The organism is Streptomyces sp. C1-1, assembly GCF_050214755.1.
In the GTDB taxonomy this organism is placed as follows: Bacteria; Actinomycetota; Actinomycetes; order Streptomycetales; family Streptomycetaceae; genus Streptomyces.
This window is the reverse complement of the sequence record NZ_CP189826.1, coordinates 3,052,207-3,065,740: the sequence shown is the minus strand read 5'-3', so window position 1 is coordinate 3,065,740 and position 13,534 is coordinate 3,052,207. Positions and strand designations below refer to the sequence as shown.

Annotated in this window: 10 protein-coding genes; 8 read left to right on the top strand and 2 right to left on the bottom strand. The window is 72.8% G+C overall.

Translation table 11 applies throughout. The features are described 5' to 3' along the window. Positions 1-18: 18 nt before the first annotated feature. The 3 genes from ACQF4J_RS13835 (at position 19) to ACQF4J_RS13825 (ending at position 2,125) form a co-directional block, all read left to right on the top strand. Positions 19-642, top strand: a complete 624-nt coding sequence (locus ACQF4J_RS13835; protein WP_351570231.1) for a TetR/AcrR family transcriptional regulator — start codon at positions 19-21, stop codon at positions 640-642. A gap of 80 nt (positions 643-722) precedes the next feature. Beyond that, positions 723-1,424, top strand: coding sequence for a ribonuclease HII (locus ACQF4J_RS13830; protein ID WP_351570234.1), 702 nt, complete (start codon positions 723-725; stop codon positions 1,422-1,424). A gap of 68 nt (positions 1,425-1,492) precedes the next feature. Further along, positions 1,493-2,125, top strand: coding sequence for a hypothetical protein (locus tag ACQF4J_RS13825; RefSeq protein ID WP_427165719.1), 633 nt, complete (start codon positions 1,493-1,495; stop codon positions 2,123-2,125). 778 nt (positions 2,126-2,903) lie between these two features. On the opposite strand, the gene ACQF4J_RS13820 is transcribed toward ACQF4J_RS13825, so the two are convergent. Then, a complete protein-coding gene (locus ACQF4J_RS13820; protein ID WP_351570239.1) occupies positions 2,904-3,539 on the bottom strand; it encodes a hypothetical protein in 636 nt (211 codons plus the stop codon). 311 nt (positions 3,540-3,850) lie between these two features. Continuing rightward, positions 3,851-6,016, bottom strand: a complete 2,166-nt coding sequence (locus ACQF4J_RS13815; protein ID WP_427165718.1) for a RecQ family ATP-dependent DNA helicase — start codon at positions 6,014-6,016, stop codon at positions 3,851-3,853. Positions 6,017-6,222: 206 nt separating this feature from the next. Between ACQF4J_RS13815 and ACQF4J_RS13810 the strand changes: the two genes are divergently transcribed. From ACQF4J_RS13810 to ACQF4J_RS13790, 5 genes are all read left to right on the top strand, one after another. Beyond that, positions 6,223-8,052 (top strand): DUF4192 family protein, encoded by a 1,830-nt coding sequence (locus ACQF4J_RS13810; RefSeq protein ID WP_427165717.1) that lies wholly within the window; start codon positions 6,223-6,225, stop codon positions 8,050-8,052. Positions 8,053-8,740: 688 nt separating this feature from the next. Then, positions 8,741-9,163, top strand: a complete 423-nt coding sequence (locus ACQF4J_RS13805; protein ID WP_427165716.1) for a glycogen debranching N-terminal domain-containing protein — start codon at positions 8,741-8,743, stop codon at positions 9,161-9,163. Positions 9,164-9,294: 131 nt separating this feature from the next. After that, positions 9,295-10,053, top strand: coding sequence for an NUDIX hydrolase (locus tag ACQF4J_RS13800; RefSeq protein ID WP_351570252.1), 759 nt, complete (start codon positions 9,295-9,297; stop codon positions 10,051-10,053). 195 nt (positions 10,054-10,248) lie between these two features. Continuing rightward, positions 10,249-12,198: an ATP-binding cassette domain-containing protein gene (locus ACQF4J_RS13795; protein WP_427165715.1), complete on the top strand. Its 1,950-nt coding sequence runs from the start codon at positions 10,249-10,251 to the stop codon at positions 12,196-12,198. A gap of 162 nt (positions 12,199-12,360) precedes the next feature. After that, a complete protein-coding gene (locus tag ACQF4J_RS13790) occupies positions 12,361-13,248 on the top strand; it encodes a FadR/GntR family transcriptional regulator (protein WP_351570258.1) in 888 nt (295 codons plus the stop codon). Positions 13,249-13,534: the final 286 nt, after the last annotated feature.

The window sequence follows — 13,534 nt, the reverse complement described above, 5'->3', positions numbered from 1 at the left end:
CGCTGGAGACAGATTCAGATGGTTACCTCGCGCTGGACGGCCGCCCCCGCTCAGGCGGCCTCCCCCCGTCGGCGCGGCGCCGTGCTCGAACGCGCCATCCTCGATGCCGCCCTGGACCAACTCGGCACCGTCGGCTGGAACGGCCTGACCATGGAGGGCGTCGCCGCCGGCGCCCAGACCGGCAAGGCCGCGGTCTACCGCCGCTGGCCGTCCAAGGAGGACCTCGTCGCGGACGCCCTGCAGGCGGCCCTGCCGCGGATCGAGGAGGTGCCCGATCTGGGCAGTGTGCGCGAGGACCTGCTCCAGTTGTGCCGCCAGGCGCGGGACGCGATGTTCTCGCGCCCCGGGTACGCCGTCCGCTCCGTGGTTCACGAGTGCAACCCTGCGCAGGCGGAGCGGTTCCACACCGTGATCTTCGACGGGATCGTGGAGCCCACGCTCAAGCTGCTTCGTGAGGTCATCATGCGTGGCATCGCGCGGAACGAAGTGCGGTCCGGAGCGGCGAACGGCTATGTCTACGATGCCATTCCGGCCATGATGATGTACCGCTCCAAGATGTGCGGGAGTGAATGGGGCGACAGCGATCTCGAGGAAATGGTCGACCAGTTGATGGTTCCGCTGCTCCGGCCGAGCGCCGGCTGAGCGGGGGAGGCGGGGGTCCTGACGCGACCCGGGGAGCCGGGGTGTCGCCGGTGATCCGCGAGGCGTACGCTAAGGGCGCCATGCCGTACGAACCACCTACTCACACCGTCGAGCGCTCCCTTCGCGCAACGACCGGAGCGAAGATCATTGCCGGTGTCGACGAGGTGGGGCGCGGCGCGTGGGCCGGCCCCGTCACCGTCTGCGCGGCGGTCACCGGACTGCGCCGACCGCCCGAGGGCCTCACCGACTCCAAGCTGCTCACCGTGAAGCGCCGCACCGTGCTCGCAGAGGAGCTGCGGAAGTGGGTGACGTCCTACGCCCTGGGTCACGCCTCGCACGAGGAGATCGACCAGCTGGGGATGACGGCGGCCCTGCGGCTGGCGGCGGTGCGCGCCCTGGAGGCTCTGCCGGTCCGCCCGGACGCGGTGATCCTCGACGGCAAGCACGACTACCTGGGGATGCCCTGGAAGGTTCGTACGGTGATCAAGGGCGACCGGTCGTGCGTGGCCGTGGCGGCGGCCTCGGTGATCGCCAAGGTTCAGCGCGACAAAATGATGGCCGAACTGGGTATCGACCATGCAGACTTCGGTTTTGCGGACAACGCCGGGTATCCGTCGCCCGTGCACAAGGCCGCACTCGAGGTACGGGGGCCCACCCCGTATCACCGGTTGTCGTGGGCGTATCTTGATGCGCTGCCCCAGTGGCGGCATCTCAAGAAGGTCCGCAGTTGGGCGGACGGAGGCGTTCCGGAAATCGAGGGTCAGCTCGGCTTCGATTTCTGACGATTCCGCTCGCACTCATGTGCCACCCGCCGACGCGAGTCGCACCGGCGTTTGATAAACATCAGCTCATGCCTCTCATTCCCGAGGAGCCTCAGATTCACGAGAGTGCCCAGGGTCCCCGCGCCACTCCGGCCAGTGGCCGAACCGCGCCGACCCCTCGTCCTGTACCCGGCCCCCGTCCCGCGGCTCCGCCGCGGCCCGGTCGTCCCGGTCCGCTCCGGCCCACCCCGCCGGCGCAACGTACGTCGCGTGACGTGACCGCGGTCAAGCCCGGGCCCTCGGCCCCGGCCGCCCCCGCCGCGGCTCCGGCGTCCCCGCAGATCCAGCTGATCCCGGCCTCGCCCGAAGGCGCCCTCGACGCCGCAGAAGAGGCCGTGGACCTGCTGCTGGACTCGGGGCGGACGCCCGGCGACGTACTCGTCATCACCACCGGCGAACAGCACCCGTGGGCCGACCACGAGCTGTCCTTCGGTGAAGCCTCCTACTGGGCCCAGCACGACGCGGGCGACGACGTCTTCTACGCGGACGCCGCCGTCGCTTCCCGCGCAGCCGCCCGCCCGGTCGTCGTGGTCGCCGTCAACGGCGGATCCGCCTCGGCCGCCGCGACGGCGCTGCAGCTGGCCCATGGCCGGGCCGGCGCCCTGCTGATCGTCTGCGGCGATCCGCAGCAGATCAACTCGGTGCTCGGCGCGGGCGTCTGAGTCCGCTCCGGCACGTCCGAGGGGCACCGGCAGCGCCGCCCGAGTGACGGTGGTGCCGCTACGGCGGCACCGGCACGGCGGGCGCTTTGGCGTGCGCGGGGATGCCCTGCGGGAGTTGCCGGTCGGGGCGCTGGGAGAGACCGGGCGCCCGGAGAGACGGGGCGTCGGTGCCGCCAACACGTGCGGAGAAGCCCGGCGTTGTTAGGGCGTGCGGAGGGTCCGTCTTGCCTAGGCGTGTGGGTGGCCTCCGTGTTGCCGAGGCGCATGAGGGGACCTCGCGTTGCCGAGGCGCATGAGGGGACCTCGCGTTGCCTAGGCGTGCGGAGGGCTCCGTTTTGCCTAGGCGTGTGGGGGGCCTTGCGTTGCTGAGAGGTGCGGGGGACCTCCGTGTTGTTAAGGCGTGCGGAGGGTCCGTCTTGCCTAGACGTGCGGGGGGGCTCCGTGTTGCCAAGGCGCATGAAGGGACCTCGCGTTGCCGAGGCGTGGGGAGGGCTCCGTTTTGCCTAGGCGTGTGGGGGGCCTTGCGTTGCTGAGAGGTGCGGGGGACCTCCGTTTTGCCTAGGCGTGTGGAGGGCTCCGCTTTGTCAAGGCGTGCGGGAGGGCCTTGCGTTGCTGAGAGGTGCTGGAGGACTCCACGTTGCCAAGGCGCGCGGGAGGATCTTGCGTTGCCAAGGCGCGCGGGGAGCCTGGGTGTCGTCGGGGCACGCGGAGGCACTGGGCCGGCCGGCCGAGCGGGCCGGTCCAACGGCCGGCCCGGATGGTGCGGTCGGCCGGTGCTTCAGCGAGCCGCCGCGCGGCGCAGGACCTCCGAGGCGGCGCCGCCGGTGCGCGGCAGCGGAAGCGGTGCCTCGGACAGCCCGAGGGGCTCCGGCGCCGAATCCGCGTTCGGGCGGCGCCCGCCGCGCCCTTCCCCGAGCACCTGCCAGCCGTCCCGGGTCAGCGTGATGTACGCCCCGCAACGCAGCCCGTGCAGCGTGCACGCGTCACGCAGGCCCCACATCCACGCGCCGTCCTCCTCGGTCCAACGCGCGTCGCCGTCACGGCAGTACAGCAGCACGGCGGTGCGCACCGGCGTGCGGCGGCGCAGGTCGTGCGGGATGACCCTGCGTAGTTGGGCGAGCAGCACGTTGCGGAACATCCAGCCGTCGGCCGGGACCGGGCGGCGGGTGAACGAGGCGCTGGCGCACAGCCGTTCGTCCGGGTCGAGGACGGCCACGATCGCCGTCGCCGGCCCGGGGCGATGCCGGGAGTGCAGCCCGCTGACGACCTCTCGGGGATTGCGCAGCAGTGGGATGCCCGCGGCGGCCCACTCGGCCGGTTCGAGCATGCGGACGAGAGGGTTGGCGGATGCGGCGGACAGGTCGGCAGACGTCGACGTGGACGCCGCGGAGGACGGAGCGAATCCGAAGGTCACGGTCCTCCCTTCGGCTACGCGCCCACACTGAGGGCGAGGTCGGATTCGGGGGAGCGCGCACCGCAGCAGAGCCCTACCGGACCACGGACGAGCCTTGCGGGGAGCGGAGTTCAATTCTTCCTGTCGAACTTGGATGCGGCAACGAGCAATTGGGGCCACTGACCGGAAGATGACGGTACGTCGTTTATATCCCTACCCCGGGCTCACGGCCGCGACGCATGAGGCGACCGTTCACCTCTCGTTCGTACATCGTTGGGACACAGGTGGTCCAGAGGAAGGGTGTGCGTCACGGTGAGCGGTGCCCGCCGGGATCACCCCTGTACCGCCAGCACCAGGGGCAGCACCCCCTGTGCGCCGGCCCGGCGAAGCGCGCGGGCCGCGACCGCGAGCGTCCAGCCGGTCTCGGTGTAGTCGTCGACGAGGAGGACCGGACCGCCGGCCTCCGCGAGGGCGGCGGTCAGAGCGGGCGGCACGGTCAGCGCGCCGGCCAGCGCCTTGAGGCGCTGGGCGCTGTTGCTGCGGGAGAGCCGGGGCGCGTCGTCGGTGTACTCCACCGAACCCAGCAGCGGCAGCCGGCCCACCTCCGCGATGCGCGCGGCCACCGAGCCGATCAGCCGGGGCCGGGTGCGTGAGGCGACGCTGACCACGCCCACCGGGCGGGGCTGGGCGTCCGCCACACCCGGGGCCCAGCCGCCGGGCCCCTTGGCCCAGTCCGCCAGAACTCCCACGACGGCCTTCGCCACGTCGTCCGGCACCGGTTCGTCCTGGGCCTGGGGCGCGAACATGGGACGCAGCCGGTTGCCCCAGCCGATGTCCGACAGACGGCCCAACGCCCGTCCCGAGGCGGCCTGTTCGCCGGCCGGGATGCGCCCCTTGAGATCGACGCCGATCGCCGGCAGACCCGTCGGCCACATGCGGCGCGGCTCCACCTCCACGCCCGCCCGGCCGAGGTCGGCGCGCGCCGCGTCCACCGCCGTCGTGGACGTGTCCGCGGTGAACCGCGCGCCCGCGCAGTTGTCACAGCGACCGCAGGGCTTGGCGCCCTCGTCGTCCAGCTGGCGCTGCAGGAACTCCATCCGGCAGTCCGTCGTCGACGCGTACTCGCGCATCGCCTGCTGCTCGGCCTTGCGCTGCCGCGCGACCCAGGCGTACCGCTCCGCCTCGTACGTCCAGGGCTGTCCGGTCGCGGTCCAGCCGCCCTTGACCCGCCTGACCGCCCCGTCGACGTCGAGCACCTTGAGCATGCTCTCCAGCCGGGAACGGCGCAGCTCCACCAGGGGCTCCAGAGCGGGCAGCGACAGCGGGCGGTCCGCGTGCGCGAGGACGTCCAGTGTGCGGCGTACCAGATCCTCCGGGGGGAAGGCGAGCGAGGCGAAGTACTCCCAGATCGCCTCGTCCTCCTGTCCGGGGAGCAGCAGCACCTCGGCGTGCTCGACGCCGCGTCCGGCGCGCCCCACCTGCTGGTAGTAGGCGATGGGGGAGGAGGGTGAGCCGAGATGGACCACGAAGCCGAGGTCGGGTTTGTCGAAGCCCATGCCGAGCGCCGACGTGGCCACGAGGGCCTTGACCCTGTTGGCCAGAAGGTCGTCCTCGGCCTGCTGCCGATCCGCGTTCTCCGTCTTGCCGGTGTACGAGGCGACCGTGTGCCCGCGGTGCCGCAGGAACGCGGTGACCTCCTCGGCGGCGGCCACGGTGAGCGTGTAGATGATCCCGGAGCCCGGCAGCTCGGCGAGGTGGTCGGCGAGCCAGGCCATCCGGTGCGCGGCGTCCGGCAGCCGCAGCACGCTCAGACTCAGGCTCTCCCGGTCGAGCGGACCGCGCAGCACCAGGGCGTCCGAGGTGCCGCCCGTACCGAGCTGCTCCGCCACGTCGGCGGTCACCCGAGCGTTGGCCGTGGCGGTGGTCGCCAGTACGGGTACGCCCGGCGGAAGATCGCTGAGCATGGTGCGCAGCCGGCGGTAGTCGGGGCGGAAGTCGTGTCCCCAGTCGGAGATGCAGTGCGCCTCGTCCACCACGAGCAGCCCGGTGGCGGCGGCCAGCTTGGGCAGTACCTGATCCCGGAAGTCCGGGTTGTTCAACCGCTCCGGGCTCACGAGCAGCACGTCGACCTCGCCCGCGGCGATCTCGTCCTCGACGGTGCCCCACTCCTCCGTGTTGGCGGAGTTGATCGTCCGGGCGTGGATGCCCGCCCGGGCCGCGGCCTCGACCTGGTTGCGCATCAGCGCGAGCAGTGGGGAGACGATCACCGTCGGGCCGCTGCCCTGCGCCCGCAGCAACGACGTGGCCACGAAGTAGACGGCCGACTTGCCCCACCCCGTGCGCTGCACGACGAGCGCCCGGCGCTTCTCGGCGACCAGCGCCTCGATCGCTCGCCACTGGTCCTCGCGCAGCCGGGCCGTACCGTCGGCGTCCCCGACCAGGCGGGCGAGGACCGCGTCGGCGGCGGCCCGGAGTTCCGCGTTGCTCGTGTGCTCCATGCGTCCCATCAAACAGGACGGCACTGACAACCCGGGTCAAGCGGGCTCGGGCCGGCGTGGAGGGGGACCGGTAATACTGCCGGATCGCCGCCAACTTGCGGTGCTGTTAAGGGGGTTGTGGAGCCTCGACGTCAGGTTGACGTGTCCCTGGTCGGACTTGTCCACAGGGCAAAGCGGAGTCCCGTGATCCGCGAGATCGTCTGCGCATGACGAACCACAGCGAAACCACCGGATCATCCGAAAACGACAAGGCGGCCGGGCGCGAGGACCGCACGCCGCCCGACGCCCACGGCCGACCTCTGTCACCGGAAACGAACATGGCACCGACGGCCTACGACAGCCACGGCTCCGAGCATCAGGTCACCCTGCGCACCCCGGCGGAACTGGCCGACGCGTTGCCGTACCTCCTCGGCTACCGCCCCGAGGACAGCATCGTCCTGGTCGCCCTGCACGACAGGGAGGGCCGGGGCCGGTTCGGCGGTCGCGCCCGGCTCGGCATTCCCACCGGCGCGGACGACTGGGCATCCGTCGCACGGCAGCTGGCGCACGGACTGGTGACGGGAAGCGAGCGCCGAGGAGCCCGTCCCGAGCAGATGGTCGCTTATCTCTGCCAGGAACCTGCGAAAGGCGAGTCGGGCCGCCAGGTCATGGAGCGGCTGCGCCCGCTGGCCCAGAAGCTGCGCGTCGAATGCGGGCAGCTCGACGTGCCGGTGATCGAGGCCCTGTGCATCTCCGACGGCCGCTTCTGGTCGTACTGCTGTGTCAACGAGGGCTGCTGTCCGCCCGAGGGCCTCTCGATGGGCCTGCCCGGTACCTCCGTGCTCGCCGCTGCCGCCACTTACGCCGGCCTGCAGGTGCGGGGCACGCTGCGCGAACTGCGCGCGAGGCTGCAGCCCTGGGAGACGGGGGCTGCCCTGACGCAGGAGATCGCCCTCGACACCGCGAGCACGAGTCTGGTGCCCAGGATTCTGGACGCCGCCGACCGTGTGGCCGTGGCCGAGGAGACGCTCGGGCTGGCCCAGCGGATCATGCACCGCCTGGCCGCGGCGCCGCCGGTCACCGGCACGCTCACCGCGGACCTCCGGGACGACGAGCTGCTCGGGAACGACGAGGCCGCGGCGCTGATCCTCGGCCTGCAGGACCGTGTGACCCGCGACCGTGCCGCCGAATGGATGGAAGGGGAGGAGGCCGCCCCCGCCCTGCGGCTCTGGCGGGCCCTGGCCCGCCGCTGCGTCGGCCCCTACGGTGAGCACGCGGCCGCGCCGCTGACCCTCGCCGGCTGGGTCGCGTGGTCCACCGGCGACGATCTGGAGGCCCGCGAAGCCCTCGCCATGGCCCTGGGAGCCGACCCCGGTTATCTCTTCGCCCGCCTCCTGCACCAGGCCTGCAACGAGGGTCTGGACCCGGAGTCGGTTCGCCGCTGCCTGCGAGCGGAACGCCGCGACCGCGGAGCCGCTCCGTCCCGTCACGGCGGCGGGGAGGCGGAGTCCGCATCGGAGGACACCGAACCGGCTGCGGCCAAGGAGGACGCTTCCCGGCCGCGACGCCGCTCCCGCTCCAGCGGTACGACGGTGAACCGGCCGCGCTCGGCGAGGGCGGCCGTCCGGGGCAGCGGGGCGACCGTTCCCCGCCCCAGGAAACCTGCCGCGGCCGACACCCGCCCCGACACCGCGCCGCCGGGCGGTCGGCACCCCGGCACCGCCGGTACGGGCGGCTCCGGCCCCGACCGGACCGACGGCAGCCTGCCCGGCCCCGCGCCGGCCGGAGGCACCCGGCCCAGCAGGGCACGGACGGGCGACTCCCGCCCCGGCAAAGCCCCGACCGGCCCCACCCGACCCGGCACAGCGCCCTCCGACAGCACTCGCCCCGGCGCCGCACGGACGGGCGCCGCACGGACGGGCGCCGCACGGACGGGCGCCGCGCGGACGGGCGGCGGCACCCGCCCTCGTACATCCGGAAGGGGGACCGCACGCGGGAGTGACGACCGCCTCGAAAGCGCGCACCCCGGTACTGACGGGAGCGAGGCAGAGGCATGAGCAACAGCCGCACGGATGGGGTGGGTTGCCGGCGTGAGGGGAGCTGCCCCGCGAGGCACGGTCGGCACCGGGCAAGCGCAGACGGCCCTCTGCGCCGACACCGCCTTTCCGTCGGGTCGGCCCGCCACAGCCGTGACCCGGAGGAGTCCCGCCCCGTTCACCTGAGCGGCGGAACGCCCGGACGGGTCGCGCCGCCGCACGCCCCACGACCGTTCGGAGCCCCCGCTCGGCGCCGCACAAGCCCGAGGGGCACAGAGCGCAGTAGAAGCCACCACATGCATCAGCCGCCCCCGCCCACCGCCGACGATCGCCTCGGCATCGGCCAGGCCGAGCCCATCCTCCGGACCGAGCCCATCCTCCGGACCGAGCCTGTCCTCCGGGCTGCGACCAACCCGCCGACACCCTCGACTCACCCCAGCACGCACGAGGAGCCCCGGCTCACGAGCGCGGGCCTGTCTGCCTCGCCCGCGGCTGACCAGGACCGATCGACCGACCACCCCCAACCCCCGCCCCGCGGCTTCAACGGGGACCTGCCGCCAGGCCAGGGTCACTCGCACGAGCACCGTCAGGGCAGGAACGGAAGCCGCCGGGGCCGACCGGTCGGCCCCGGCGCACACCTGTCTCACCGCCACCGCCACCGCGACCGCCACAGGCAGTCGCCCCGCCGTACAGAGGCGCCCCCGCACCTGTGCCCCCGCCGTCCCGCAGCTCGGCCGAGCTGCCGTCCAGCCACGCCGCGCTCGTCTGTGTCGCCCTGCCGGGCCTCGTCATCTCTCCCGAGCACGGGCAGTCGAACGGTGAGGGTCTGGAGGGGTTCTACCGTGCGGGCCGGCGCGTGCTCTCCCGTTGCCAGGTCCGTGCGGCCGGCCGCGAACCACTCGCCGTCCAGGCCCGGATGCCCTCGGCCGACCGAGCTCTCTTCGTGGGCACGCTCCGGGTCTCCCCGCACTCCGGCCCCGACACGGATGCCGTCGTCGAGCACAGCGCGCCCCTCGGCGAGATCGTCCTGACCGGGCTGCGGATCAACGACGCCCCCTTCTCCGTAAGGGTCAGCAGGCTCGGCCTCGCGATGGTCGAGGAAGCGGCCAACGGGCTGCAACTGGGGGTGTGACCTCGCACGACAGGCCACCGCACCACGGCCGGCAGCAGACGGCGAGACGCATAGCGGAACGAAGTGGATCAGTCACCGAAGCGGCCGACGAAGGGAGTGTTTATCGTCAGGCAGACGACTATGATCGCCGCATGCCCTACGACCCGTCAGCCTTTCCGCCCTTCGCCGTCACCGTGGACCTGGTCGTACTGACCGTGCGCCGCCACGCCCTGTGTGCGCTGGCGGTGCGCAGGGGCGAACCACCCTTTCAGGGGCGCTGGGCACTGCCCGGCGGATTCGTGAGGGCCGACGAGGACCTGGCGCAGGCGGCAGCGCGCGAGTTGGCCGAGGAGACCGGGCTGCGCGCCCACGATCCCGCGGTCCCGGCTCAGGACAACGGCGCCCACCTCGAGCAGCTCGCGACCTACGGCGACCCCAAGCGCGATCCCCGGATGCGGGTGGTCAGCGTCGCCCACCTCGCCCTCGCCCCCGACCTGCCCGCACCCCGTGCCGGCGGCGACGCCAGCAACGCCCGCTGGGCGCCGGTCGAGGAGCTGCTGCAGCAGGCCGGTTACGGCCGCGACGGCGAACCGGTGGCGCCGCTCGCCTTCGACCACGCCCAGATCCTGTCCGACGGAGTGGAACGCGCCCGCTCCAAGATCGAGTACTCCTCCCTCGCCACGGCGTTCTGCCCCACCGAGTTCACCGTCGGCGAGCTGCGCAGGGTCTACGAGGCGGTGTGGGGCGTGGCCCTCGACCCGCGCAACTTCCATCGCAAGGTGACGGGAACCCCGGGCTTCCTCGTCCCCACCGGCGGCACCACCACCCGTCAGGGCGGCCGCCCGGCGCAGCTCTTCCGGGCCGGCGGGGCCACGTTGCTCAACCCCCCGATGCTGCGCCCCGAGGTGTGAGGCCGGGCCGAAGCGTGAGGCCGGGCCGAAGCGTGAGGCCGAGCCCGCGAACGGCACGTCCGTCCGGAACGGCGACCGCCACGGTGCCGGGCTGAGGAGCGAGCGGCGAACACGGTTCCGAGCGAACCGATCACGGCTGGTGGGGCGGCCGCGCGATGCCCGAAAAAACGGACATAGCGCGCTATCTTGCTGCGGGTGATCCAGGCCTTCGGACTGACCAGCAACCCCCGCAAGGACCTTCCGCCCGCCGTCGACGACGTCTCCTTCGAGGCGCGCGCGGGCCACGTCACCGCACTCCTCGGCACGCCGGGATCGGGCCGGACGACGGTGCTCAGACTCATGCTCGAACTCCAACAGGGCCGCGGCTTCACCTACTTCAGGGGCCGCCCGCTGCACCGCATCGCCCACCCGTCGCGCGAGGTCGGTGTGCTTCTCGGCGACGTACCGGGCCACCCGGCCCGCAGCGTCCGTGGCCACCTGCGCATACTGTGCGCCGCCGCGGGTGTACCGGTCCGCCGGGCCGACGAAGTTCTCGAGACGGTCGGCCTCGTCAGTCTGCGCGACGAGCGTCTCGGCACCCTCTCCCGCGGCATGGACCGCCGCCTCGGCCTGGCCTGCGCCCTGCTCGCCGACCCCCACACACTCGTGCTCGACGACCCGGCCGACGACCTCTCCGCCCGCGAGGCCCGCTGGCTGCACGGCACGCTCCGCGCCCACGCGGCGCAGGGCGGTACGGTCCTGCTCGCCATGTCCGATCCCAAGGAGGCCGCCCGCAACGCCGACCGGGTCGTCACCCTGGAACGCGGCAGAGTCGTCGCCGACCAGGACGTGACCGAGTTCGCCCGCACGCGGCTGCGCCCCCGGGTCGCCGTCCGCAGCCCGTACGCCCTACGCCTCGCCGCCCTCCTGGCCAAGGAGGCCCGCACCGCGCGGCGCTCCGTCGAGATCGTCCGCGAGGGGGGCAACCGCCTCTCCGTGTACGGCAGCACCTGCGCCGACATCGGCGACACGGCGTTCCGGCACGGCATCCTCGTACACCAACTCGCCGACGAGACCGGAGACATGGGGCCCGGGGCGGGAGCGTCCTCCGCCGCGGAGCCCGATGGCGCGGACGCGTCGGGGCGGCCGCGCGCGCAACTCGCCGACGACGCGACCGGGAAGCCCGGTACCGCGCAGCGGCGCGTCACCGATCAGCCCGACACCCCACCGCGCCCCGCGGCCGCGGCCGACGGTGCGCAGGAAACGGCCGCCACGGCGGATCTCTCGGCGCGGGACGACTCGGCTCCCGGCGCCGATCCCGCGCCGAGGCCGCGTAGTACCGACACGCGCGGCCTCGCCCTCACCCCCCTCCCGCCCCCCATCTCCGTGCGATCCGCCCCCAGCCCTCTCCGCCCCCTGCGCTACGAGATCCGTCGCGCGACCGGCATCGGCACCGGATTCCTCACGGCGGCCGCCGTACTCCTTGTGTCCGCCGTCACCGCCGTACTGCTCGCCCGGATCGGGCACACTCCGCAGGCACGCCTGCTCGCCGCCTGGCCCCGGGAGCTGCCCCTGCCGCCCGCCGCGCTCGGCGCGGGACTGCTGGGCGCGCTGGCCTTCGGTGACGAGTTCCGCCACCCCGCACTGGCGGCGGACCGCGGCACCGTGCCCCGCCGACTGGGGCTGCTCACCGCGAAACTCCTGGTCGCCGCCGCCACCGCGCTGACGCTGGCCTTCCTCACGGTCGGCTGCGACGCCGAATTGCTCTACCTCGTATACGGACGGGAGCTCGCGCAGGTTCCCGCGGACTGGCCCTCGCTGGGCGCGAGTTGGATGGGCCTCGTGGTGGGCTGTGCCTGGGCCGGGGTGCTGGCCGCGGGCATCTTCCGGTCCACCACGGCGGGGCTCGCGGCCGTGCTCGCGGTACCGGTCGTCGTCGTCCCCCTCGTACAAAAGGCCTTGGCGGGAGCGTCCGTGCGGACCGCGGCCGGATTCCCGCTGCGGCTGCGCGAGACGCTCTGGCTGCAGTGGCCCTTCGGGGGAGAGCGCTATCTGTCCGTGGTGGCACGGGTGCTCGTCCAACCCGTGGGTGGCGCCCTGACGTTGTCGCTGGCCGCTCTGCTCTGCGCATATCTGCTCACGACCCTGCGTAGCAGGGTCCGATGACGACCGTCTCGCGCGCTTTCGTCCCAGCCTGCGCACAACTCCCCAGGGAAAGCACATTTCTTTCCGATAAGGCGTCAATTGCGACGGGGTGAGCGATCACCCTTTCGTGTGCTTTTCACCAAAGACCTCAAGGCAGTTGAGGACGAGGCCGACAAAGGATCCGTGAGTACCCTTGCGCACACCATGATGACCGCCGCCCGCTCCACAGACTCCGGTCTGGCCGGCCCGGGCGAACTCGACCGCTACCCCTACGCCGAGGCCTCCATGGCCGACCGCGTCGGAGCCCCCGTATGGGAGAGCGCGGAACCGGAGCTGGGCCGCGTGGGCCGGCGTGCCGCGGGCAGCCGCGGACGCGGGCTGCACGGCCAACTCGTCCAGCAGCTGGGCCAGATGATCGTCTCCGGCGACCTGGGTGCCGACCGCCCGCTGGTGCCCGAGGAGATCGGCCAGCGTTTCGAGGTCTCGCGCACCGTCGTCCGCGAGTCGCTCCGCGTCCTGGAGGCCAAGGGCCTGGTCAGCGCCCGCCCGAACGTCGGCACGCGCGTGCGCCCCGTCAGCGACTGGAACCTCCTGGACCCGGACATCATCGAGTGGCGGGCCTTCGGGCCGCAGCGCGACGACCAGCGGCGTGAGCTGAGCGAGCTGCGCTGGACCATCGAGCCGCTCGCCGCGCGCCTGGCCGCCGGGCACGGGCGCGAGGACGTCCAGCAGCGGCTCGCGGACATGGTCGAGATCATGGGGCACGCCATGGGGCAGGGTGACGCCCTGACGTTCTCCCGCGCCGACGCCGAGTTCCACTCCCTGCTCATCCAGCTCGCGGGCAACCGCATGCTGGAGCACCTCTCCGGGATCGTCTCGGCCGCTCTCCAGGTCTCCGGCATCCCGGTGACCGGCTGTGACCGGCCGAACGACGTGTCCCTGGCGCACCACGGCAGGATCGCCGACGCACTCGCCACCGGCGACGGCGCGGCGGCCGAGGCGGCCATGCGCCAACTGCTCACCGTCCACCCCGAGGTGGAGCGTGTGGTGCCCGCACCGCGCGAACACTGAGCGGAGCCGCGGGTGGCGCGGCCGGGAAGCCTCCCCCTCCTGGGGCACCGCCCGGTCGGCGAACCGTCTCTCGTCGGACTCCGCAGGATCTCCGGAATCCTGCGGAGTCCGACGGTGTGACGGGGCGTGTGTTTCAGGGCGCGACCCCGGGTAGTAGGCATGGGTGGCCGTCTCTGCCCTTGTCTGACCGTTTTTGAGCGGTTACGGGGTGTGACTCGGGCCACGCAGATTGGGCGTAACGCTCGTGGGAACAGCGCGATGACCTAAGAGGTGACAGCCGAGGAGG